Source organism: Pseudorhodoferax sp. Leaf274, assembly GCF_001422445.1.
In the GTDB taxonomy this organism is placed as follows: Bacteria; Pseudomonadota; Gammaproteobacteria; order Burkholderiales; family Burkholderiaceae_C; genus Pseudorhodoferax.
On the sequence record NZ_LMNA01000028.1, the window covers coordinates 15,541 to 37,711 of the forward strand.

The 22,171-nt window shown below is 72.0% G+C and carries 18 protein-coding genes; 2 read left to right on the top strand and 16 right to left on the bottom strand.

Annotated elements, in window-relative coordinates:
* Nucleotides 1–11: 11 nt before the first annotated feature.
* The 11 genes from ASF44_RS32055 to ASF44_RS24025 form a co-directional block, all read right to left on the bottom strand.
* Entirely contained in the window at nucleotides 12–1,493 is a 1,482-nt protein-coding gene (locus ASF44_RS32055; protein ID WP_056901787.1) for a metallophosphoesterase, read from the bottom strand.
* A 94-nt stretch (nucleotides 1,494–1,587) separates the two neighbouring features.
* A complete protein-coding gene (locus ASF44_RS23980) occupies nucleotides 1,588–2,589 on the bottom strand; it encodes an alpha/beta hydrolase (protein ID WP_056901788.1) in 1,002 nt (333 codons plus the stop codon).
* A 95-nt stretch (nucleotides 2,590–2,684) separates the two neighbouring features.
* Nucleotides 2,685–3,680, bottom strand: coding sequence for a GlxA family transcriptional regulator (locus ASF44_RS23985; RefSeq protein WP_056902026.1), 996 nt, complete (start codon nucleotides 3,678–3,680; stop codon nucleotides 2,685–2,687).
* Between the two features lie 89 nt (nucleotides 3,681–3,769).
* The gene (locus ASF44_RS23990; protein WP_056901789.1) at nucleotides 3,770–4,384 is read right to left on the bottom strand and encodes a DJ-1/PfpI family protein; all 615 of its coding nucleotides are present in this window, start codon (nucleotides 4,382–4,384) and stop codon (nucleotides 3,770–3,772) included.
* Nucleotides 4,378–4,947, bottom strand: a complete 570-nt coding sequence (locus tag ASF44_RS23995; protein ID WP_056901790.1) for an isochorismatase family protein — start codon at nucleotides 4,945–4,947, stop codon at nucleotides 4,378–4,380. The genes ASF44_RS23990 and ASF44_RS23995 overlap by 7 nt, the downstream gene beginning before the upstream one ends.
* A 93-nt stretch (nucleotides 4,948–5,040) precedes the next feature.
* Nucleotides 5,041–6,315, bottom strand: a complete 1,275-nt coding sequence (locus ASF44_RS24000; protein ID WP_200930652.1) for an FAD/NAD(P)-binding oxidoreductase — start codon at nucleotides 6,313–6,315, stop codon at nucleotides 5,041–5,043.
* Nucleotides 6,312–6,563, bottom strand: a complete 252-nt coding sequence (locus tag ASF44_RS24005) for a (2Fe-2S)-binding protein (protein WP_056902027.1) — start codon at nucleotides 6,561–6,563, stop codon at nucleotides 6,312–6,314. The genes ASF44_RS24000 and ASF44_RS24005 overlap by 4 nt, the downstream gene beginning before the upstream one ends.
* An 8-nt stretch (nucleotides 6,564–6,571) precedes the next feature.
* Complete coding sequence (locus ASF44_RS24010; protein ID WP_056901792.1) at nucleotides 6,572–7,675, bottom strand: FAD-binding oxidoreductase; 1,104 nt, start codon at nucleotides 7,673–7,675, stop codon at nucleotides 6,572–6,574.
* 10 nt (nucleotides 7,676–7,685) lie between these two features.
* Entirely contained in the window at nucleotides 7,686–8,621 is a 936-nt protein-coding gene (locus ASF44_RS24015; RefSeq protein WP_056901793.1) for a 4-hydroxyproline epimerase, read from the bottom strand.
* A gap of 18 nt (nucleotides 8,622–8,639) precedes the next feature.
* On the bottom strand, nucleotides 8,640–9,773 hold the full coding sequence (locus tag ASF44_RS24020) for a branched-chain amino acid ABC transporter substrate-binding protein (protein ID WP_056901794.1): 1,134 nt from the start codon (nucleotides 9,771–9,773) through the stop codon (nucleotides 8,640–8,642).
* Nucleotides 9,774–9,946: 173 nt separating this feature from the next.
* Nucleotides 9,947–11,953, bottom strand: a complete 2,007-nt coding sequence (locus ASF44_RS24025; RefSeq protein ID WP_056901795.1) for a U32 family peptidase — start codon at nucleotides 11,951–11,953, stop codon at nucleotides 9,947–9,949.
* A gap of 242 nt (nucleotides 11,954–12,195) precedes the next feature.
* Here ASF44_RS24025 and ASF44_RS24030 point away from each other — a divergent pair, with 242 nt between their 5' ends.
* Nucleotides 12,196–14,157, top strand: coding sequence for an ATP-binding protein (locus tag ASF44_RS24030; RefSeq protein WP_056901796.1), 1,962 nt, complete (start codon nucleotides 12,196–12,198; stop codon nucleotides 14,155–14,157).
* The gene (locus ASF44_RS24035) at nucleotides 14,150–15,520 is read left to right on the top strand and encodes a sigma-54 dependent transcriptional regulator (RefSeq protein WP_056901797.1); all 1,371 of its coding nucleotides are present in this window, start codon (nucleotides 14,150–14,152) and stop codon (nucleotides 15,518–15,520) included. Before ASF44_RS24030 ends, ASF44_RS24035 begins: the two co-directional genes overlap by 8 nt.
* Here ASF44_RS24035 and rrtA read toward each other — a convergent pair.
* The 5 genes from rrtA to ASF44_RS24060 form a co-directional block, all read right to left on the bottom strand.
* Nucleotides 15,486–16,127 carry a rhombosortase gene (rrtA, locus tag ASF44_RS24040; protein WP_056901798.1) on the bottom strand — a complete coding sequence of 214 codons (642 nt, stop codon included), beginning with the start codon at nucleotides 16,125–16,127 and terminating at the stop codon, nucleotides 15,486–15,488. The two genes, ASF44_RS24035 and rrtA, sit on opposite strands and share 35 nt — an antisense overlap.
* 24 nt (nucleotides 16,128–16,151) lie before the next feature.
* On the bottom strand, nucleotides 16,152–17,057 hold the full coding sequence (locus ASF44_RS24045; RefSeq protein ID WP_056901799.1) for an amino acid ABC transporter substrate-binding protein: 906 nt from the start codon (nucleotides 17,055–17,057) through the stop codon (nucleotides 16,152–16,154).
* Between the two features lie 65 nt (nucleotides 17,058–17,122).
* Nucleotides 17,123–18,019, bottom strand: coding sequence for a transporter substrate-binding domain-containing protein (locus tag ASF44_RS24050; protein ID WP_056901800.1), 897 nt, complete (start codon nucleotides 18,017–18,019; stop codon nucleotides 17,123–17,125).
* Between the two features lie 100 nt (nucleotides 18,020–18,119).
* Nucleotides 18,120–19,934: a hypothetical protein gene (locus ASF44_RS24055; protein WP_056901801.1), complete on the bottom strand. Its 1,815-nt coding sequence runs from the start codon at nucleotides 19,932–19,934 to the stop codon at nucleotides 18,120–18,122.
* Nucleotides 19,935–20,002: 68 nt separating this feature from the next.
* A complete protein-coding gene (locus tag ASF44_RS24060; protein WP_056901802.1) occupies nucleotides 20,003–22,156 on the bottom strand; it encodes a M14 family zinc carboxypeptidase in 2,154 nt (717 codons plus the stop codon).
* Nucleotides 22,157–22,171 lie beyond the last annotated feature (15 nt).

A 22,171-nucleotide genomic window follows, 5' to 3' on the forward strand; every position in this document is an offset into this window, starting at 1 on the left:
TTGTGGGTGGTTCATGCGGCTTCGGCGTCGAAGAAGTCGTCCAGCAGCTGGCGGGCGCGCTGCTGCAGGGCCTCCTGCGCGCAGCCGGAGAACTGCTGCCAGGCGCCGCTGGTCTGCGCCAGCGCATCGGCGAGTGCGGCCAGCATGGGGTTGGCCGCGTCGCTGAAATCGCCCACGCCTGCGGCGCGCACGGGCGGCATGCGGCCGTTGACGGGGTCGTTGAACAGGCGCAGCGCGGCCATGTTGAGGTCGGCATCCAGCAGCACCATCGAGGCGCCCTGCGTGGGCGTGAGCGTGGGCTGGTCCATGACCCAGCCGCCGGTGTTGAACACGGCCACGGGGCGCTCGAAGCCGGCCACGGGCAGGCGGTCCTCGAAGGGCTTGTGGGTGTGGCCGAACACGAAGCCCAGGTCGAGCTTTTCGGGGTGCAGGATGCCGGTGCGGCGCAGCTGGCGCCGGGTCGGGCCGCCGATGTACCAGGCCAGGTCGGCCGTGTCGGCGGCCGTCATGGTCTGGGCGTAGCTGGCGCGCTGGGACTGCGCCACCTGGCCCAGCGTGGCGTCCACCGCGCCCAGCACCAGCTGGTCCAGCGTGATGCCCTGCACCAGCGCGGCGCGGCCACTGGTCTCGAAGGTCTTGCCGACCCAGGCCACGAGCTTGGTGGCCAGCTTGCGCGAGAAGGCGTGCGAGGCGCCACCGTCGCGCATGATGTCGTACAGCCGCATGGCCGTCTTGCCGGTGCTGCCTGCGCTGCCCAGGTCCGACCACAGGAAGTCGACCCAGGCGCCGTTCTCGGCCTCCAGCTGCGCCACCGTCAGCGAATCGGCCGGCCGCGGCGTGCGCGCCAGGCCTGGCAGCTGTGCATTGAGCGTGGAGACCATGCGGTACATCGGGTCCACGTAGTGGCCATGGTGCAGCACGCGGCAGCGCGTGGCGGCGGCGTCGACCAGCGCGAGGTTGGGGTAGGCGATGTCGCAGCGCATGCCGGCCAGGCCCGGCACGCTGCGCAGCAGCCGCGTGAGCAGCGGCGAGGGCGGCAGCGGCGCGTCGGGCTGGTCGTAGAGCGCGGTGTGCTGCAGCAGGTCGCGCGGAATGCGGCCCGTGTCCAGCGCGGCCTGGAACTGCTGGTCCTGGGCGGCGCGCCACAGGTGGTGGTCGTGGTTGCCGGGCACGCACAGCACGCGCGGCGCGAACAGGGGCTGGCCGTCGGCGTCCACCAGTGCCTCGCGCGCGAACACGGCGAAGGACTGGGCCACCGCGCCCATGGGCGACAGGCCCATGTCCAGCACGTCGCCGAGCAGGATCAGGGTGGGGCGTTCGGCGCCGGGCGGCACCAGGCGCTGCAGCAGCTGGCGCAGCGCGGCACCGAAGGCGGCCAGCGTGTCGCTGCGGCGCGTGGGGTCGGGCAGGCCGCCCGCGTCGGTGCCGACGAGGCAGCTGTAGGCCGCGCCCAGGTGCAGGTCGGAAAGGCAGAGGTAGCGCAAGGCGGGCATGGGGTGGTGGGTTTCAGTGGTTCACGGCGCTGGCGCGCCATCGGCAGGGCGCTGAACCGGCGCGCAGGCCGCTGTGCGGGCGGGCGGTTTCATGTCATGCGGGCTGGGGGGCATGGCGCGGCAGCCGGCGGGGCGGCGGGGGCGGCGTCTCGGAGGCGGGCAGGTGGGCGCTGACATGGTGCCGCGGCGGCAGCACGTCCAGGTGGCGCGCGAAGAAGCTGGCCACGCGGATCTCGTAGGCCAGCGGCAACGCGCGGTAGGAGCCGCTGTGGCCTTCGCTGTCGGTGCGCCAGCATTCGCCGCCGCAGGCCTCGGCCAGCGCGTGGGCGTCGGTGGCGGGCACGAAGCGGTCGCCCTGGCTGTGGATCACGAGCACCGGACGGCTGCGCAGCCGCGGCATGCACGACAGCGGTTGCACGCGGCGCACGTCCACGCCCAGCAGCAGCCGCGCGGCCGCCAGCGTGCCCGGCAGGAACCAGCCGGGCAGCCGCGACAGGCGCGAGAACTGGCGGCCCAGCATCTGCTCGAAGCTGGCGAACGCGCTGTCCAGCACCAGCGCGCCGATGGCGGGCTCGTCCACGGCGGCCAGCGCCGCCGTGCCTGCGCCCAGCGAGACGCCCAGCACGCCGATGCGGCCCGGCGCATAGCCGCGCGCGCGCAGGAAGTCCACGGCGCCCAGCACGTCGTGGCGTTCGTGCCAGCCGTAGCTCAGGCGCGCCGGGCTGCTGCTGCCGTGGCCGCGCAGGTCGATCAGCAGCACCGACATGCCGACGTCGCGCAGCCGCTCGGCCAGCGCCAGCGAGGGTGCCTTGCCGTGTTCGCCGCGGCAGGCGTCCTTGCCGTGCACGAGGATCACGGCGCCCTGGCGCGGTTCGGCCGGCAGGTACCACGCGTCGATGTGGGCGCGGCCGTCGCGCGCGGCGAACTGCACGGCATGCTCGCGCAGCTGCGGATGCGCCGTGTGCGGCGTGTGCCGGGACGGGCGCACGCGGGTGAAGCGGTGGGCGATGCAGGCACAGGCCAGCGCATAGGCCAGGCCCAGTGCAACGAACAGCGCGAGGGTGGCCAGGGGAGGTGCGAAAGCGGTCAGGTTCAAGGCGGGTGCTCCGGTGGAAACGGGCAGCCCGCACTATCGGGAAAACCCGTGCCGAAGTCCTGAAAGCCACCTGAAAACTGCCTGAAACTTCGGTGTCAGCGGTCCGTGCGCAGCGTCGACGGCGTGTCTGGCAGGCCGAAGCGGTGCCAGGCGCGGCGCAACTGGGTGTCCGACGCGAAGCCGGCCAGCTCGGCCGCCCGGGCCACGTCCAGCCCGTTGTGCAGCGCACGCTGGGCCACGGCCAGCCGGATGCGGCGCAGGTAGTCGAGCGGCGCCACCTGGGCATGCTGCATGAACAGCCGCGTGAGGTGGCGCGGCGAGACATGGGCCACGCCGGCCATGCGCGGCACGCTCCATTCGGCGTGCGGCTGCCCGCTCACGGCGTCCTGCACGCGGTGCAGCGCCGGGTGCAGGTGGCCGCGGTGCGCCAGCATGGGCGAGAGCTCTGGGTCGTGCGGGCCACGCCGCAGCGCCACCACCATGGTCTGCGCCACCTGGGCGGCGATGGCCTCGCCGCAGGCTTCGGCGATGCGGTGCAGCACGAGGTCGATGCCGGTGGTCACGCCGGCGCTGCTCCATACCGGTGCGTCCTCGACGAAGACGCGGTTGTCCACCACCTCGCAGGCGGGCTCGACGGCGCGCAACTCGTCCAGGTGGTGGTGGTGCGTGGTCACGCGGTGGCCGGGCAGCAGGCCGGCGTGGGCGGCCAGCAGCGTGCCGGCGCAGACCGTGACGAGTTCGAGGCGGCCCGGCGCCAGCCGCAGGCCGCGCAGCCAGTGCAGCAGCGCGCGGGCCGGCGCGTCGTCGACCGCGATGCAGCGCCCCGGCATGCCGACCAGCACCAGCCAGGTGCTGGCCGCGGGATCGGCCGGCAGCGCCTGGGCCAGCGGCAGCAGCCCGGCGATCTGCACGCCGACGGACGAGTCGGTGTCGGGCTGCGGGCTGGCGAAGCGCAGCGCAAAGCGCTCGGGCCGGCCCTGGGCGCGCAGGCACTGGTTGGCGATGCGCAGCGCCTCGGCCGGGCCGGCCCAGTCCAGGATCAGGCTGCCGGGCAGCAGCGCGAAGACGACATGGATGGGCGCGGCGCCCAGCGCCGGGCCGGCTTCGGCCTGGCGCGGCGCCGGGGCACCTTCGCCTGTCGCGAGGGGGCACGCCCCCTTGGGGACGGCCGGGCGGGGGCTCACGGGGTGGGCCGCCAGGCGTAGTCCATCTGGCGCGCGGTGCGCTCGGCCAGGGCCTGGCCGGTCAGGCGCGCGACCAGGTGCAGGCTCAGGTCCAGGCCGGCGCTGATGCCGGCGCTGGTCCACAGGCGTCCGGCCGCGTCGTGCGGCACCCAGCGCGGGCCGCCCTGCACCTGCAGCGCGGGAAAGGCGCTGCGCAGGTCGTCCAGGTCTTCCCAGTGCGTGGTGACCGGGCCGCTGCTGCCCAGCAGGCCGGCCTGGGCGAGCAGGAAGGCGCCGGTGCAGACCGAGGCCACGGTGGCGGCGCGGGCGGCGGCCTGCGCGATCCAGGCGATCGTGGCGGGGCAGGCCAGGGCGCCGTCGACCACGCCGCCGGGCACGATCAGCAGGTCGCTTGGCGGGGCGCTTTCGAAATCCGCGTCGGGCAGCACGCGCAGGCCGGCGCGGGCGCGCACGGGCGCCAGGCCGCGCGCGATGCAGCGCACCGCGAACGGTGCGGGCTGGCCCGGGTGCAGCCGCGCGTGCATGCGCACCGCCGTGGTGAACACCTCGTAGGGGCCGGCGAAGTCCAGCGCCTCGACCTCGTCGAACACGAGGATGCCGACGTTCAGCATGCGGCGTGCTCCAGGCGTGCGATGGCCTCATCGACGCCGACGACCTTGGCGAAGCGGTCCTGCAGCACGGTGGCGGTACGCGTGCGGATGTCGGCCGCGGGCAGCACCGAGCCGTCGAGGTTGCGCATGTCCCAGGTCAAGGTGGCCTCGGTGCAGAAGTCGACGGCCCAGCCCAGGTCGGACGCATGGCGGGCCGTGGCCTCGCAGCACTGCTCGGTGCGGATGCCGCTGACGAGCAGGCGGGCGATGCCCTGCTGCGTGAGCCAGACGTCCAGGCCGGTGCCGACGAGCGCGCTGTGGCGGTTCTTGTGGAAGCTGGCGGCGGGCGTGCAATCGGCCAGGCCCTCGATGGGGCGCACATGGCCAGAGGCCAGCGCGAACGGGTTCTCGGGCGTCTGTGGGCCGGCCACGTGCAGCACGCGCACGATGGGCACGCCGCGCTGCTGGCAGGCCGCGATCAGCGCGTTCTGCGCCGCGAGCCAGGCCGGCAGCGTGGCCGGGTCGTAGAACGGGCGGTGCCGGAACGAATCCTGGGCGTCGATCAGAATCAGACTTGTCTTCATGCGGTTCTCGCTGGCGATGGGATGGCACGATTGTTCCCCGTGCAGGCGGCCTGCGCCACGGCCCCGCGGACCAGTTTCGATCAGATCAGGACATCATCGCTCGGCATCGCCGCCGAGGCCCGCCAACGTGCCGACGCGCACCGGCACGAGCGGCGGGCGCGGGGCCGGCGGCGCCCAGCCGAACAGCACGCGCGCGGCCGCGCCGCAGACGCGGCCCTGGCAGGCGCCCATGCCGCAGCGGGTCTGCAGCTTGGCCTCGGTCCAGTCGGCGCAACCGGCCAGGGCGGCGAGCGGCACGTCCTCGCAGCGGCACAGCAGCGTCTCGGGCGTGGCCAGGTGGCGCAGGTGTTCGCCGAGCGCGAAGTCCCGGTGCAGGCGCGCGGCAAAGCGGTCCCAGTGCGCGAGCGCGGGGCGCAGGGTCTGCGCCTGCCGGGCCTGGCCGACGGCGGCGTGGCCGGCGATGGCACCCTGCACCAGCGCGCGTTCGCTGCCGCCCACGCCCGTGCATTCGCCGGCCGCGTGGATGCGCGGCCGGCTCGTGGCCTGCCAGTCGTCCACGGCCAGCGCGGGCTGGCCATGGCGTTCGACGGTGGCGCAGCCGAGCAGGCGGCCCAGCTCGGTGTTGGGCACCAGCCCGAAACCGCAGGCCAGCCGCTCGCAATCGATCTCTTCGGTGCGGCCGCCCGGGCCTTGCAGGCGCACGGCGCGCAGCTGGCCGTCGCCCAGCGCCGCCACGGCATGGCTGCCCGCGCGGTAGCCGGCGCCGCGCAGCGCCAGTGCCTGCCAGGCCTTGCCGGGCCAGCGCGGCAGGCCCAGCGCGAGGCGTGCCAGGGCCGGCCAGCCGGCCTGCTCGGCCACGCGCAGCACCTGGGCACCGGCCTGGCGCGCCGTGGCCGCGGCGGCCAGCAGCAACGGCCCGCTGCCGGCCACGACGATGCGCTCACCCGCCACGGGCATGCCGGCCTTGACCAAGGCCTGCAGGCCGCCGGCGCCGGTCACGCCGGGCAGCGTCCAACCCGGGAACGGCAGCAGCAGTTCGCGCGCGCCGGTGGCCAGCACCAGCGTGCCCCAGCGCAGCCGCCAGGCGCGCCCGGCGTCCTCGAGCAGCAGCTCGTCCGCGGCCGGCGCGGCCACCACGCGCACGCCGCTGCACATGCGCACCTGGGCATGGCCCTGCACGCGCGCGCGAAGCCGGCGCGCCATGGCTGGCAGCTGCACGCCGGGGCCGTCGCGCCAGATCTGGCCGCCCGGGGCCGGGTTGTCGTCCAGCAGCACGGTGCGGGCGCCGCTGGAGGCCGCGGCCTCGGCCGCCGCCAGCCCGGCCGGGCCGGCGCCGACGATGGCCACGTCGCAGTGTTCAATCATCATGGCGCGGTGCCCGTGGCGACCCGCATGCCGGCGGCCACCAGGGTCTGGCAGGCCAGCCGGCGCTGGCCGTCGATGGCGACGCGGCACTCCTGGCACACGCCCATGCCGCAGGCCGGCGCGCGCAGCGTGCCGCCCACGCTGCGCCGCGTGGCGCCGCTGCCGGCATGGCGCAGCGCCGCGGCGACCGAGATGCCGGCCGGCACCTCGACGGCCTGGCCGTCGACCACGAGGGCGATGCGTGCCGCCATGTGCGTCGTCATCCGCCGCCCCCGAGCAGCCGCGCCGGCGCGTAGGGCAGGGGGTCGAGCGGCGGGGCGCTGCCGGTGATGAGGGCGGCCAGCAGCGCCGCGCTGGCCGGTGCGGTGGTCACGCCCAGGCCTTCGTGGCCCAGCGCCAGCCACAGGCCTTCGTGGCGCGGGTGCGCGCCCAGCAGCGGCAGGCCGTCGGCCGTGGCGGCGCGCAGGCCAGTCCAGCTGCGGATGGCGTTGAGGTCGGCAAGCGCCGGCAGGTAGCCGATCGCACGGCGCAGCATGCGCGCCAGCAGGGGCTGCTCGACCGAGGCGTCGACGGTGTCGAACTGGCGCGAGGAGCCGACCAGCAGCTGCCCCGTGGGCCGCGGCTGCACGTTGAAGGCCACCGAGTCGCCCTCGGCATGGTGGGCGCTCTTGACATAGCCCAGCTCCACCAACTGGTGCTGCACGGTGCCGGGGTAGCGGTCGGTGATGAGCAGGTGGCCCTTCTTGGGCCGCAGCACCACATCGGCGCACAGCGCGGCGGCGTGCAGGCCGCAGGCCAGCAGCCGGTGCGGCGCGCGGCGCTGCCCGCCATCGGCCAGCTGCACCGCGTCGCCCTGCAGCGCGATGGCGCGCGCGCGTTCGCGGTGCAGGCGCGGGCCGGCCTCGCGCAGCAGCCAGGCCGCCGCCGCGGGGGCGTAGGCCAGGCCGTCGCCCGGCACCTGCAGCGCGCCGGCCAGCCCGGGCCGCAGCGCCGGCTCGGCCGCGTGCAGGGCCCGTGCGTCGAGCCAGCGGCTGGCCACGCCGGCGCCGGCCAGCCGCGCCTGCTTGCGTTCGGCCTCGGCCGCCTCCTCGGCGTCGGCGGCGATCCACAGCGTGCCGCAGGCGCGCGCCTCGCAGGCGGCGGGCAGGCGCGGCGCCCAGTCGCGCCATTGCGCGAGCGAGGCGCTGCTGAGCGCGAGTTCGGCCGGGTTGTCGTCCATCGCGACCAGGTGGCCCATGCCGGCTGCGGTGGCGCCGGGCTGGCCGTCGTCGAGCACCAGCACGTCCAGGCCCGCGGCGCACAGCGCCCGCGCGCAGGCGGCACCGACGATGCCGGCGCCGATGACGATGCAGTCGGCGTCCATGGCCCGCGGCTCAGGGGCGGATGCCCCAGCCGAAGGGATCGTCATCCTCGATCAGCAGCGTGGCCTCGGCGCTCAGGTGGGCGCGGCCGCGGATGGTGGGGATCACCTGGCCGTGCGCGCCGGGCTCGTAGCTGGCCTCGAACCGGCTGCCGATCACGCTGGCCTGGCGCCACACTTGGCCGGGCGCCAGCTTGCCGTCCGCCGCGAGGCAGGCGATCTTGGCGCTGGTGCCGGTGCCGCACGGCGAGCGGTCGTAGGCGTTGCCGGGGCACAGCACGAAGTTGCGGCTGTCGGCCTCGGGGTCGTCGGCGAACAGCTCGATGTGGTCGATCTCGGCACCCTCGGCGCCCGTGACGCCCTGGGCCGCGAGGGCCAGGCGCAGCGCCGCGGTGTAGGCCGTCAGCGCTGCCAGGTTGCCGCCGTCCACGCGCTGGCCGTGGTCTGCCACCAGGAAGAACCAGTTGCCGCCCCAGGCCACGTCGCCACGCACGGTGCCGTGGCCCGGCAGCGCGACCGCCACCTGACGGTGCAGCCGGTAGGCCGGCACGTTGCGCACGCTGACGCTGCCGTCCGCATGCAGCGTGGCCGTGACGGTGCCCACCGGCGTCTCGATGCGGTGCGCGCCGGCCTGGATGCGGCCCAGGTGCGCCAGCGTGGCCACCAGGCCGATGGTGCCGTGCCCGCACATGCCCAGGTAGCCGCTGTTGTTGAAGAACACCACGCCGGCCGCGGCCGTGGGGTCCTGCGGCGCGCACAGCAGCGCGCCCACCACCACGTCGCTGCCGCGCGGCTCCAGAACGGTGGCGGCACGCCACCGGTCGTGCCCGGCCGCCAGCAGCGCGCGCCGCTCGGCCATGCTGCCCTGGCCCAGGTCCGGGAAGCCGGCCAGCACCACGCGCGTGGGTTCGCCGCCGGTGTGCGAATCGATGACTTGGATGCGGTGCATGGCTCGGCGTCGGTGGGCTTAGTAACTGGCCAGGGGCGACATCTTGCCGGCCTTGAAGGTCGACACGGTGACGGGCGCCTTCTGCAGGTTGCCCTGCGCGTCGTAGGTGTAGCTCGCGGCCACGCCCTGGTGGGTGTTCTTGTGCAGGTAGTCGGACACCTTGAGCGGATCGGTGCTGCCGGCCTTGCCCATGGCCTCGCCGAGGAACATGGTCTGGTCGTAGTAGGCGGGGGCGTAGGCGTCGGCGTCCTGGTTGAAGCGGGCCTTGTACCTGGTGCGGAAGGCCGCGGCCGGGCTGCCGTCCTTGGCCATGGCGCCGGCCTGCGCGCAGAACACCGTGTCGTTCACCGCGTCGCCGCCGAGCTTGCCCATCTCGGGGCTGCACAGCGTGTCGCCGCCCAGCAGCTTGGCCGTGATGGCCAGCCGCTTCATCTGCGCCGTCATGGGCGCGGCCTGGGGCGCGTAGCCGCCGAAGAAGATCACGTCGGGCTGCTTGCCCTTGAGGTTGGTCAGGATGGCCGAGAAATCCGTCGCCTTGTCGGTCGTGAACTCCTTGCCCACCACGGTGAGGCCCTGCTTCTCGGCCTCCTTGACGAACTCGTCGGCCAGGCCCTGGCCGAACGCCGTGCGGTCGTCGATCACGCCGACCTTCTTGACCTTGAGCACCTGGGCCGCGTAGACCGCCATGGACGAGCCGATCTGGTTGTCGCTGGCGATGATGCGGAACAGGTTCTTGTAGCCGCCCTGCGTGACCTTGGGGTTGGTGCCCACGGTGGACATCACCACGTCGCCGCCGTCGTACAGGCGCGAGGCCGGGATCGCCACGCCGGAGCAGTACGGCCCGAGCACGAACTTGACGTTGCTGTCGACGAACTTCTGCGCGACGGCGACGCCCTGCTTGGGGTCGCACTGGTCGTCCTCGGACACGAGCTCGAACTTCAGCGTCTTGCCGCCGGCGGCGATCTTCTTCGCGTTGAGATCCTCGATGGCCAGGCGCACGCCGTTCTCGTTGTCCTTGCCGGCGTAGGCGTTGGGGCCGGACAGCGGGCCGCTGTGGCCGATCTTGACGACCTGTTCCTGGGCCAGCGCGTTGCCGGCCAGGGCCAGGCCGGCGAGCGCGATGAAGGTGGTGGGGCGGAATGCGAACGGCATGCGGAGTCTCCTTCGGGGTGTGCTGCGACGTGCGCCGGGGCATGGCGCCCCGGAGCCGGCGCCATCCTACTGCGGTGTACGCAGCTTCGGGTTTGCCAGGGGGCGTATGCAGCGGCCGGTGCGACCCGCCCGGCGCAGCTGGCGGTGCCGCAGGCCCTGGGGCCAGCCCCGCGTCAGTGCGCCGCCTGCGCGTCCGGCCGCGTTTTGTAGAAGGTCATCGGCTGCGCCTGGGCCTCGTTCAGCACGGCGCGCTTGATCCTGCCCACCACGTGCATCTCGCAGGGCTTGCAGTCGAAGCGCAGGGTGAGCTTCTCCTTGCCGTTGATGAGCGCCAGCGGCTCGGCCTTGACCTGCCCCTGTACGCCCGTCACGCCCTTGGCCTGCTTGGGACACAGCGACAGCGAGAAGCGCACGCAGTGCTTGGTGATCATGAGCGAGACCTCGCCTTCCTCCTCGTGCGCCTCGTAGGCGGCGGCGATCACGTTCACGCCGTGGCGCGCGTAGAACCGGCGGGCCTGGTCGTTGAACACGTTGGCGAGATACGTCAGCGTGTCCTCGGGGTAGGGCACGGGCGGCTCCACCGCGGCGGCGCGCTGCGGGCGCTGGTAGGCCGCCAGGCGTGCGGCCTCCAGCCGCTCGCAGGCCTCGCGGCGCAGCTGGTTGACGAGCGAGGCCGGCACGAACCAGGGCTGGGCCAGGTCGATCGCGATGTCGATGGGGGCGAAGTCGGTGGCGCCGAAGCGGCCCAGGTGCTCGCGCAGGCTGGAGAGACCGCGCTCGGCGTCGCGTGCCGGTTCGTGCGCGTGGCGCGCCGTGGCCTGCGCCTGGTGGCCGTCCTCGTCGGTCAGTTGCAGCACGAAGCCCTGCGCGGTCTGGCCGAAGCGCACCCACACGCCGATGCGGCGCTCGCTGGACTTCTTGTCCAGCATGCGCACCCAGTCCATGTCGCGGTTGCGGTTCACCTCGGTGCCCTGGCGCAGGTCGCGCAGGCCGGCCAGATCGTCCTTGGGGAACACGCGCCAGCGGTTCAGCTTGGTGGGGCTGGCCGGCTCGGCGCGGTTGACGGCCAGGCCTACGAGCTCCTTCTGCAGGTCGTAGTAGCACAGGCCGTCGCCGTTGTGCAGCAGGGTGGCGGCGTCCGTGGTCTCGATCTCCACCCAGTTTGGGCCGACCTGCGTGACCCAGCCGATCGCACGGCCCGGGTTCTTGGGCGTGTCGAAGGCGCCGATGTCGTCCTTGCGGCCGTTGACGAAGTAGTCGGTGAACTCGCGGTTGAAGTTCTGGTCCGGGTCGGGCGTGAACGTGAAGCTGGTGCGGCCACTGGAGGCGCGCGCCAGCGGCGCATGCATGGGATCGTTCTCGCGCGCCTCGATCAGCTCGTCCATCAGCCTGCGGTAGTGCGCGGTGATGTTCTTGACGTAGGCCATGTCCTTGTAGCGGCCTTCGATCTTGAAGCTGCGGATGCCGGCATCGACCAGCGCGGCGATGTTGGCCGACTGGTTGTTGTCCTTCATCGACAGCACATGCTTGTCGTGCGCGACGAAGCGGCCCTTGCTGTCCACCACCTGGTAGGGCAGGCGGCAGGCCTGCGAGCAGTCGCCGCGGTTGGCGCTGCGGCCGGTGTGGGCATGGCTGATGTAGCACTGGCCGCTGTAGGCCACGCACAGCGCGCCGTGCACGAAGAACTCCAGCTGGCTGCGCGCCGGATCGAGCACGGCGTGGATGGCGCGGATCTGCTGCAGCGTGAGCTCGCGCGCCAGCACGATCTGCGAGAAGCCGGCGTCCTGCATGAAGCGGGCCTTCTCGGGCGTGCGGATGTCGGTCTGGGTGCTGGCGTGCAGCTGGATGGGTGGCATGCCTTCGAGTTGCAGCAGGCCCATGTCCTGCACGATCAGCACGTCGGCGCCGGCGTGGTAGACGTCCCAGGCCATCTGGCGCGCGCCGTCCAGCTCGTCGTCGCGCAGGATGGTGTTGAGCGTGATGAACACCTTGCTGTTGAAGCGGTGCGCGTGGCGCGCCAGGCGCTCGATGTCCTGCACCGGGTTGCCGGCCGAGGCCCGGGCGCCGAAGCCCGGGCCGCCGATGTAGACGGCGTCGGCGCCGTGGTCGATGGCGGCGATGCCGATGTCGGCGTCGCGGGCGGGCGCGAGCAGTTCGAGCTGGTGGGCGAGCAGGGACATGGCGAGGCGGCGCGCACCTTGGCGGTGGCGGCGGTCTGTACGTGGGGAGCCGCGGATTTTATCGGCCGCGCGGCCGGTCTGCGGCGCGCGCATGGCCGGACCATCGGTATGTGCACCGATAGCGTGCGCGACCATCCTGTGGTCCAGTTGCATCCTTTTGCAGGCCGGCCGGGCACACGATTTGCTGCATCCGTGTGACTCCCGCGCGAACGCACCACATTCGGCCCCACGCCAAGGTGAACATGAAGAGCCCTCGGGCTGAAGACTCCGGTACCGGGCAGGCAAGTCCCCCGCTGCGTTCCCCGATCCGCCATGCCGCGCTGAAGGGCGCGGCATGGCTGGCCGCGCTCGTCTTCGTCGGCCTGAGCGGCGCGCTCGGCTACCTGAGCTTCGAGCGCCGCGCGGTGGACAACCTGCAGGCCGACGTGCGCCACCGGCTGGAGCTGTTCTCCTCCGCGGTGGAGGGCATGATCCAGCGGCTGGAGGACGTGCCCGCCACGGTGCAGCTCAGCGAGGAGATCCAGCGCCTGTTCCATGCGCCGCACCGCGCCGCCGTGCGCGAGCGGGCCGACCGCTACCTGCAGCGCCTGAATGCCTTCATGGGCGGCATCGCCATCTACGTGCTGGACGAGCGCGGCGCCATCGTGGCCTCCAGCGCCCGCACCCGCATGGACACGCTGCCCGAGGAGGACTTCTCGTTCCGGCCCTACTTCCAGGAGGCGCTGTCGGGCCGCGTCGGGCGGCACTTCGCGATCAGCCTGGTCGGCAACCGGCCCGCGTACTTCGTCTCGCACCCGATCCGCGACGGCGCCAAGGTGGTGGGCGTGGCGGTGATCATGATCAACCTGGACCCGATCAACCAGATCTGGGACATGCTGGGCGCCCCCGCGCTGCTGGCCGACACCAACGGCGTGGTGATCCTGTCGTCCGACCCCGCCTGGACCTACACCACGCTGCAGGAGATGCCGATCGAACGCCGCGTCGACCTGCAGCTCAGCCGCATGTACAACCGCATGCCCCTGCAGCGCTTTCCGCTGCCCGTGCAGCTCAAGGTCAACCCCGAGACCCTGTCCATCCATGGCAGCCTGGCGCAGGCCAACCGCTACTTCGGCTTCCAGGAGGTCGCGCAGATCGTTTCGGGCCGCAGCATCAACGGCATGGACTGGCGCGTGATGCTGTTCACCGACGTGGCCGGTGCGCGCGAGGAGGCGGTGCTGGCCGGCGCCGTGTCCGCGACCGGTGCCGCCTTCCTGATCCTGGTGGTGCTGTTCATGGCCCAGCGCCGGCGCATCCACCGCCACCGGCGCGAATCCGAGCGCCTGCTCGAGCAGGCCAACCTCTCGCTGGAGCACAAGGTCGGCCAGCGCACGGCGGCGCTGACGCTGGCCAACGCGCAGCTCGTCAAGGAAGTGGCCGAGCGCAAGCAGACCGAGGCCACGCTGCGCGCCACCCAGGGCGAGCTGGTGCACGCCGGCAAGATGGCGGTGCTGGGCCGCATGGCCGCGGGCATCACGCACGAGCTGACGCAGCCGCTGGGCGGCGTGCGCACCTTCGCGGGCAACGCGATGGAGTTCGCCAAGCGCCAGGACCTGGAAAGCGTGCAGCAGAACCTGGAGATCATCGCCCGGCTGACCGAGCGCATGGGCACCATCATCCATCCGCTGCGCAGCTTCGCGCGGCGCACCGAGCCTTCGCTGAGCACCATCGACGTGGGCCAGTCCATCGCCAACGCGCTGTTCCTGTACCAGACGCAGCTGGCCCACCTGGGCGTGGCGGTGGACAATCGGACCGCCGGCGAACACCTGCCGGCCTGGTGCGATGCGCACCGGCTCGAGCAGGTGCTCGTGAACCTGGTCGGCAACGCCATCGACGCGATGGCCGATGCCCCGCTGCGCCAGCTCACGCTGGTGGCGGAACGCGCACCATCGGCGCACGAGGCCACCGCCGCCGATGGCCGCGCCTACTGCCTGCGGCTGGACGTGGAGGACACCGGTTGCGGCCTGCCGCCGGACTTCGCCTCGCACCTGTTCGAACCCTTCTACACCACCAAGCAAAAAGGGCTGGGCCTGGGCCTGACGATCTCGCGCGACATCGTGCAGGACTTCGGCGGCGCGCTGCGGGCCTGGAACCGCGACGGGCCCGGCGCTTGCTTCAGCATCTACCTGCCCTGCGCACCACAACGAGGAGAACCCCACGATGGATGACGAGATGACCGTGCTGCTGGTCGAGGACGACCCCGACATGCAGCTGGCCTGCCGCCAGGCGCTGAGCCTGGCGGGCATCCGTTCACGCGCGCTGGACGCCGCCGAGCCCGCGCTGCCCATCATCACGCCGGGCTACCGCGGCGTGGTGGTCACCGACATGCGGCTGCCCAAGAGCGACGGCCTGAGCCTGGTCAAGTACGCGCACAGCGTCGACCCCGAACTGCCCTGCATCATGATCACCGGCCATGGCGACATCAACCTCGCGGTGGACGCCATGCGCGAGGGCGCCTACGACTTCATCACCAAGCCGTTCTCGCCCGAGAAGCTGGTCGATTCGGTGCGGCGCGCGCTCGACAAGCGCCGCCTGGCGCTGCGGGCCAACCTGGCCCGGGCCGCGCCCCCGCCTGCGGCCGGCGACGGGCTGGCGCGGCTGGTGGGCTCGTCCGCCGGCATGCAGGCCGTGCGGCGGCTGATCACCGAGATCGCCGGCTCGCCCGTGGACGTGCTCGTGCACGGCGAGACCGGCACCGGCAAGGAACTCGTGGCGCAGTCGCTGCACGAGCTGTCGGGCCGGCGCAAAGGCCCTTTCGTCGCGCTCAACTGCGGCGGCATGCCCGACAACCTGCTCGACAGCGAACTGTTCGGCCACGAGGCGGGCGCCTTCACGGGCGCGCAGAAGCGCCGCATCGGCAAGATCGAGCATGCCAACGGCGGCACGCTGTTCCTGGACGAGCTGGAGAGCATGCCCATGGGCATGCAGGTCAAGCTGCTGCGCGTGCTGCAGGAGCGCCGGCTGGAGCGGCTGGGCTCCAACACCTCCATCCCGGTCGATGTGCGCGTGGTCGCGGCGACCAAGGAGAACCTGGTCGACAAGGCCAGGAGCGGGCAGTTCCGGCTCGACCTGTACTACCGGCTCAACGTTGTGACCGTGGACCTGCCGCCGCTGCGCCGGCGCACCGACGACATCGCCGAGCTGCTGGCGCATTTCTTCGTGCTCGCCGCCAGCCGCTTCGGCCGGCCGGTGCCGCCCGTGGGGCCCGAGCTGCTGGAGCGGTTGGCCGCCTACGCATGGCCCGGCAACGTGCGCGAGCTGCGCAACCTGGCCGACTGCATCGCGCTGGGCGTGTCCACGCCGCTGCTGGGCGCCACGCTGCAGCACGCCTCCAGCGCGCTGGTGTCGCCGCGCTCGCTGTCGGAATCGGTGGAGGACTACGAGCGCCAGCTGATCCTGGACGAGCTCCGGCGCAACAACGGCAGCCTGGCCCGCAGTGCGCGCGCGCTGCGCGTGGCCAAGACCACGCTGAACGACAAGATCCGCCGCTACGGCATCAGCGTCGCCCCGTCCGAACCCAGGGACGAGTGAGGGCCCCTCGGCAGCCGGCGCGGCCGTGGTGGCGCCCGCTGCGCAGGCGCTGCGGCGCGGCCAGCATCAGCGCCGCGCAGGCCAGGCCGAACACATGGGCCTGCACGATGATGGCGCCGCCCACCAGCGCCATCTCGTGCCGGTCCGGCCCGCGGATCAGCTGCGCACCCAGCCAGGCCGCCACGGTGCACAGCGCCGCGATGCTGACCGGGTCCAGCCGCCGCACGCCCGGCCACAGCGCCAGCAGGAACAGCCCGTACAGCACGCCCGACAGGCCGACGTAGTGGGCCAGCGTGGGCACCAGCGCCACGAACAGCAGCGAGATGCCGGTTGCCAGCACGAACCATTGGCGCAGCAGCGTGAGCGGTGCCGGCGGCCGGTCGGCCAGCAGCGCGTACACCAGCAGGCCGAGCGCGTTGAGCGCCCAGTGCACCCAGCCCAGGTGGACGAGGTGCCCGGTCCACAGGCGCCAGAGCTCGCCCTGCAGCACGGCGGCGCGCTCGTAGCGCAGCGCCTGCTGCCAGGCATCCGGCAGGGCCTGCAGTGCGGCCATCGCCACGCTGGCGAGGGCCACCGTGGTCAGGGCGCGTGCGCAAGAGGGGGCCATGGCGCTCTCCGGGGCAGGTCCGCGTCAGTCGACGGTGTAGGCTTCCTTGGGCTTGTCGTTCAGGTTGGCCCAGGCCGCGCGCGTGGCGGGCGATGCCGGCATGTTCAGCGACGCGCCGGTCGGCGGGATCGGCTGCACGAACCACTTGTCGTAGAGCTTGGCCACGGTGCCGTCCTTCACCTGGCGCGCGATGCTGTCGTCCACAGCCTTCTTGAAAGCCGGGTCGTCCTTGCGCAGCATGATGGCGATCGGCTCGACCGACAGCGGCTCGCCCACCAGCTTGAAGCCCTTGGGGTTCTTGGAGCGCGCGATGTTGCCCGCCAGGATCTGGCCGTCCATCACGAAGGCGTCGGCGCGGCCCGATTCCAGCAGCAGGAAGCTGTCGGAGTGGTCCTTGCCGGCGATCTCGCGGAAGCTCAGGCCCTGGGCGCGCTTGTTCTGGCGCAGCAGCTGCACCGAGGTGGTCCCGGTGGTGGTGACCACGGTCTTGTCCTTGAGGTCGGCCACCGACTGGATGGCCGAGTCGGCGCGCACGGCGATGCGCACCTCCTCCACGTACAGCGTGCTGGCGAACGCGACTTCCTTGGCGCGGTTGGCGTCGTTGGTGGTGGAGCCGCACTCGATGTCCACCGTGCCGTTGCGCAGCAGCGGGATGCGGTTGGCCGAGGTCACCGGCTGGTACTGGATCGTCAGCTCCGACAGGCCGAGCTGGCGCCGCACGTCGCTGATGACATTGGCGCACACGTCGTAGTGAAAGCCGGTGTAGACGCCGGTGCCCAGCATGTAGGCCAGGGCGCCCGAGGATTCGCGCACGCCCTGCACGATGGTGCCGGAGCTCTTGACCTTGGCCAGCGTGTCGGTGGTTTGGGCCTGGCCGGCGCCGGCAGCGGCCAGCAATGCGCAGATCAGGGGAAGGGCACGGAGTTTCATGGTGGGCTCGCAGGTTGGTGGCGCGCAGGCGCGCCGATGGAAGGAATCCGGTGGGGATGGACAGGTCACTGCAGCGGCCTGTCGTTGGGGTTCTGGAACAGGTCGAGCACGTCCTGCGACGGCGGCCAGTTCATGTTCAGGCCCTTGGTGGGGATCGGCCGCTCGAACCACTTGCGGTAGACCGCGAGCAGCTCGCCGGAGCGCATCAACCGCTCGATCTCCTGGTCGACGATGCGCTTGAGCTGCGCATCGTCCTTGCGCATCATGCAGCCGTAGGCCTCGCGCGTCATGGGCGTGCCGACGACGATCCAGTCCAGCGGCTGCTGGGCCTTGGCGCGCTCGCCGTAGAGCAGGGCGTCGTCCATCATGAAGGCGTCGGCCTGGCCGCGTTCGAGGGCGCCGAACGACTCCTCGTGCTCGCGCGCGGTGAGGATCTGGAACTTCAGGCCCGACGATTCGGCGAAGGTGCGGATCAGCCGCTCGGAGGTGGTGCCCGAGGTCACCACCACGCGCTTGCCGGCCAGGTCCCTGAAGTCCTGGATGCCGGCCTCGCGGTGCACCATCAGCCGCGTGCTGATGACGAAGAACGAGGTCGAGAACAGCACCTGGCGCGCGCGCTCCTGGTTGTGCGTGGTGGAGCCGCACTCCAGGTCGACGTTGCCGCTGACCACCATGGGGATGCGGTTCTGCGCCGTGACCGGCACCAGCTTGGTGGTCAGCGCGGGCAGCTGCAGCGCGCGCCGGACCGCCTGCGACACCGCGGTGGACAGGTCGTGGGAATAGCCCACCACCTGCTTGCGCGTGTCGTAGTAGGAGAACGGCACGGACGACTGCCGGTGGCCCAGCGTGATGGTGCCGGTCTGCTGGATCTTGCGCAGCGTCTCGCCGGCCATGGCGGGCGCGCCGTGCGGCCATGCCAGTGCGGCGGCGAACAGCATCGGGATCAGGGAAAAGGGTCGCATGGAGACGTGGAAAGCATGTCGGATGCCGGGCCGGTGCGCGGGCTGTCCACGCGCACCGGCCGGGCAATGCACCGCGCGGCGGCGGTGCGTGCTCAGGCGCTCAGAACGGCACCGTGCAGCGGGCGGTGGCGTCGGTGGGCCGCACCACGGGCGTCAGCGTCGTGAAGCTGGCAGGGGTGCCGTAGCTCATGCGCCGTTGCGCATAGGCCGCCGCGGCGCCGGTGCCGGTGCCGATCACGAATTGCTTCAGGATGCCGTCGGACGGGTCGATGTTGGCGAACGGTGCCGCCAGCGCTGGGCAGGCCGCGCCGCTGGCCGTGGGCACGTTGCCGAACGCCTGCACCGTGGCCGGGCCCTTGACGTAGAGGTACTCGACCACGGCGTTGTTGCCCGAGCCCGAGACCGTGCGGCTGAAGTAGCGGCCCGACCAGATGCGCGAGCGCGTGGCCTCGCTGAAGCCGGTGACGGCCTGCGCGCCCAGCGTGCTGCCCAGCTTGACCAGCCGCAGGCCCGACAGCGAGAGGCTGCCGTCGGCCTGGATGTGCGCCACGCCCGGGTTGCTGGGCACCGACAGGTTGCCGTTGAAGTCGATGGTGGTGGCGCCGAACTCCACCACATCGGCATTGGCGCCGCTGGTGGCGTAGCTGCCGATCTGCACGCCGACGTTGCGGGCCGTCTCCAGCGCGGTGGCGGTGCCCGTCTGGCGGTCGTTCTGGTAGTAGAAGGTGCTGTGCGCGTAGGTGCCGTCCTCCAGCAGCACCATGTACTCGGGCCGGCTCAGGCCCATGGGCCGCACCCAGCCGCCCACCAGCGCGTTGCTGGCGCTGGCCACGCGGGTGAGGCTGGTGCCGTCCAGCGTCATGGCGTTGCCGGCCACCGTCGCCGTGTGCGCGCCGGCCGCGGGTCCGCGCGCATTGGCCGCCTCGATCAGCTCCAGCGACAGCGTGGAGCCGCTCAGGCTGTAGCGGCCGTAGCGGTAGCCCAGGCCGTTGTCGAAGGCGTAGTTGGCGCCGACCGGCGTGGCGATGACCTGGTGCACGAAGGTGCCGTCGCCACCGAACAGGAACACCTCGCGCGTCGTGCCGTCGGTGCGCACCCAGGCGCCCTCGATGGGCTGGGCCGCGGTGGCAGCCTTGGCCTTGGCCACGCCGGCCAGCGTGGCGGCGCTGGGCACCAGGCTGTCGCGCGTGGCCAGGAACAGCGACTCGCGCTGCTCCGGCGTCAGCGTGGACGGGATCTGGTAGAGCAGCTGCTGCAGCGAGCCCGGCGCCACGGCGGCGTAGGCCTCGAAGACGGCGCGGCTGCCGCCGCCCACGCTGGCGCCCACCTCGGCGAAGCCGCGCGTGAGCAGCTGGCCCAGCGCCAGCATCTTCTGCTGCGCCGCGCTGGCCGTGGTGCCTGCGGCCGCCTCGTAGTTGTCGTAGAGCTGGATGCCGCCGACCTGCCCGGCCGAGCCGACCAGGAAGGACAGCAGCGTCTCCTCGGCCTGCGCCAGGTTGGCCGAGCGGCCCGAGTCGACCTCGGACTGCAGCAGCGTGGTGTAGGGCGAGATGACGGCATGGCGGCCCAGCGGCGCGCTCAGCACATAGGGCGCGACGACCGGGCCTTCGGACGTGGTGCTGCCGGTGCCGGCCTGCACCAGCACGACGGCGTCGGCGGCCTGCGTGGTGGTGATCTTGAAGTTGCCGTTGGCGGTCATGGCCGACGGTTCGCCGGCATCGCAGGCGCGGTTGTCGTTCAGGTCCAGGCAGGCGGTCGCGTTGTTCAGGCCGCGGTCGAGCACGTAGCCGGTGACTTCGCGCGAGGTGCCTGGCGGGTTGGCCGGGTCATCGCTGCCGCCGCCGCCGCAGGCGGCCAGGAAGGTGGACGCGGCCAGGGCCAGGGCCGAGAGCGCGCAGGTGTTGCGGGAATGCATGTGGTTTCCTCGAAATCGTTCTGGTGGGCTGCCGGGCCCGCAGTGCAGGCCCGGCGCTTGGACGGGGCTCAGGCGCCGTTGGCGGCGGACTGCTTGCGGCGACGTTGCAGGGCCACTGCAGCCAGGCCGGCCAGCGCGGCGGCCAGGCCACCGACGGCGCCACCGCCACCGCTGCTCTTGGCTTCGGCGACGTCCAGGAACGCGGCCGACACGGCGCCGGGCTTGCCGTCGCTGTTGGTGCCCTGCACATAGACCATGTGGCGGCCCGGGGCCAGGCCGGTCGTGTCGATCTGGCCGAAGGCGCGCTTGGTCGCGTCAGGGAAGTCGGACTTGGCCTGGTCCGAGGTGCCCAGCTCCAGCGGCTTGCCCTGGGCCCCGGCCTCCCAGGGCATCTGGTCGATGTAGACCTTGGCGTCGCGGATGTTGTAGACCACCGGGTAGGGCGGCGGCAGGATGGTGGACTGGCCCGCGTTGCTGTAGCGGTAGCGGTTGTCGTCCACGAGCGCGGAGACGTTCACCTTCGTGCCGGCGGGCACGGCAGCGGTCTGCTCGACCTTCACGTCGACGGTGTCGGGGCCGAACGGCAGCTGGTAGACGCGGTGCAGCGCACGGCTCATGTAGTGGAAGCCGTTGAAGTTCTCCGGATAGGTCTCGCGGTCGAACACGCCGCAGTCCTCGTAGAACGAGCGGCCCATCTCCACCGTGTACGAGGGCGCGCCCAGGAAGCCGTAGAACGCGTCCTTGGTCGTGCCCTCGGTGTTGTAGCTGAGCAGCTGCTGCGACGAGTAGTTGTTGTGGTAGGCCAGGCGCTGCGCGATGACGGCCATGCCCTTGTTGTTGGGCGTGTGGGTGTTGAAGCCGTTCTCGGCGCGCTCCACGCCCCAGGGCCACAGGATCGCGCGCGCATTGCTGTGCAGGTCGACGAACATGCCGCCCGGATAGTCCTCGGACGCACCGGTCTGCCAGTCGAGCTCGCCGCTGCCGTTGTTGGCACGGTTCTCGGGGTTGCAGTAGGGGCCGGGGGTGCCCACGAGCGCCTTGCCCGTGCTGTCCACCGCCCACTTGTTGCGACCGTCGGGCAAGGCGCCGCCTTCCCACTTGCACTGCGCCTGGTTCCAGGTGCCGCGCACGTAGTTCAGCACGGCCTGCGTCTCGGGCTCGGAGGCCGGGCCGGTGCCGCGGAAGGTCTCGCCGCAGACGTTGCCGTCCGAGCCGCCGGCGCCGCCGGTGGCCCAGCCGAACGGGTAGTTGCGGTTCAGGTCGACGCCCGAGCTGAGCTGGCCATTGGTGCCCGTGGTGCACAGCGCGGTCAGGTAGTTGGTGTTCTTGCGCTGGCGGGCGGCGCGGTCCTGCTCGGCCAGCTTGCGGCCGTCGGGGTTGTGGATGATGTAGTGGTACTGGTTGTTGTCCAGCATCATCGTGGCGTTGGGGTCCTTGCCGTAGTTGTCCAGCAGCCACTCGATGAACTTGGTGCCCACTTCCTGCGGGGCGTACTCGCGGGCGTGGATGCCGCCGGTCCACACCATGCGCGGCACCTCCTTGCCCTCCTGCTTGGCGAAGTTGCCGACGACGATGGCGCGCACGTCGTGCGGCTGGGCCGGGAACAGCGACAGGTTGAAGCGCTGCAGCAGGCTCTGCGGGACGAACTTGGCCAGCAGGCTGGTGTAGCTGGACCAGGAGTTGTCGTACTGGTTGTTGACGACGGTAGGATCCTTGATCTGCGTCTTCATCCAGGCCGGCCCCAGCGTCTTGAGCTGCACCAGGTTCGGGTACTTGGCCTTGAGCTCGTCGAAGGTGGCGTAGGTCTGCTCCACGGTGCGGTAGCACGCGTGGGTGCCGTCGGCGACCGAGCTGGGCTGCTCGCGCGAGGAGCGCTTGAGCGCGCCGGAGGCCTGGTCGCGCGAACGCGATGCGATGAAGTCCTTGATGCGCGCAGTCTCCTCCACGTCGATCTGCACGCCGATGCCCAGCGCCTCGACCGCATGGAGTTCGGTGTCGCTGATCTCGGCGTGGACGACGCGGGTCTTCTGGTCCACGTAGGGGTGGTCCAGCATCGCCGTCAACTTGGACAGCTGGTCTTCCGACGCGTAGGGGATCTGGACCGCGTAGACCTGGTCTGGATCACCGCCATGGGCATGGATGACCCCGGCAGCACAAGCGAGGACGACGGAGGCCACGATGGCGGCGACCGGGGTCAGGCGGGGTGGACAGAATCGTTTCATCGAACGCTAACTCCT

What these genes read in the sequence shown, in the direction of transcription:
- ASF44_RS32055 (WP_056901787.1), bottom strand. Translation starts at nt 1,493, where the DNA reads ATGCCCGCCTTGCGCTACCTCTGCCTTTCCGACCTGCACCTGGGCGCG.
- ASF44_RS23990 (WP_056901789.1), bottom strand. Translation starts at nt 4,384, where the DNA reads ATGCTGAACGTCGGCATCCTCGTGTTCGACGAGGTCGAGGCGCTGGAC.
- ASF44_RS23995 (WP_056901790.1), bottom strand. Translation starts at nt 4,947, where the DNA reads ATGAAGACAAGTCTGATTCTGATCGACGCCCAGGATTCGTTCCGGCAC.
- ASF44_RS24000 (WP_200930652.1), bottom strand. Translation starts at nt 6,315, where the DNA reads ATGATGATTGAACACTGCGACGTGGCCATCGTCGGCGCCGGCCCGGCC.
- ASF44_RS24005 (WP_056902027.1), bottom strand. Translation starts at nt 6,563, where the DNA reads ATGGCGGCACGCATCGCCCTCGTGGTCGACGGCCAGGCCGTCGAGGTG.
- ASF44_RS24010 (WP_056901792.1), bottom strand. Translation starts at nt 7,675, where the DNA reads ATGGACGCCGACTGCATCGTCATCGGCGCCGGCATCGTCGGTGCCGCC.
- ASF44_RS24015 (WP_056901793.1), bottom strand. Translation starts at nt 8,621, where the DNA reads ATGCACCGCATCCAAGTCATCGATTCGCACACCGGCGGCGAACCCACG.
- ASF44_RS24020 (WP_056901794.1), bottom strand. Translation starts at nt 9,773, where the DNA reads ATGCCGTTCGCATTCCGCCCCACCACCTTCATCGCGCTCGCCGGCCTG.
- ASF44_RS24025 (WP_056901795.1), bottom strand. Translation starts at nt 11,953, where the DNA reads ATGTCCCTGCTCGCCCACCAGCTCGAACTGCTCGCGCCCGCCCGCGAC.
- ASF44_RS24030 (WP_056901796.1), top strand. Translation starts at nt 12,196, where the DNA reads ATGAAGAGCCCTCGGGCTGAAGACTCCGGTACCGGGCAGGCAAGTCCC.
- ASF44_RS24035 (WP_056901797.1), top strand. Translation starts at nt 14,150, where the DNA reads ATGGATGACGAGATGACCGTGCTGCTGGTCGAGGACGACCCCGACATG.
- rrtA (WP_056901798.1), bottom strand. Translation starts at nt 16,127, where the DNA reads ATGGCCCCCTCTTGCGCACGCGCCCTGACCACGGTGGCCCTCGCCAGC.
- ASF44_RS24045 (WP_056901799.1), bottom strand. Translation starts at nt 17,057, where the DNA reads ATGAAACTCCGTGCCCTTCCCCTGATCTGCGCATTGCTGGCCGCTGCC.
- ASF44_RS24050 (WP_056901800.1), bottom strand. Translation starts at nt 18,019, where the DNA reads ATGCGACCCTTTTCCCTGATCCCGATGCTGTTCGCCGCCGCACTGGCA.
- ASF44_RS24055 (WP_056901801.1), bottom strand. Translation starts at nt 19,934, where the DNA reads ATGCATTCCCGCAACACCTGCGCGCTCTCGGCCCTGGCCCTGGCCGCG.
- ASF44_RS24060 (WP_056901802.1), bottom strand. Translation starts at nt 22,156, where the DNA reads ATGAAACGATTCTGTCCACCCCGCCTGACCCCGGTCGCCGCCATCGTG.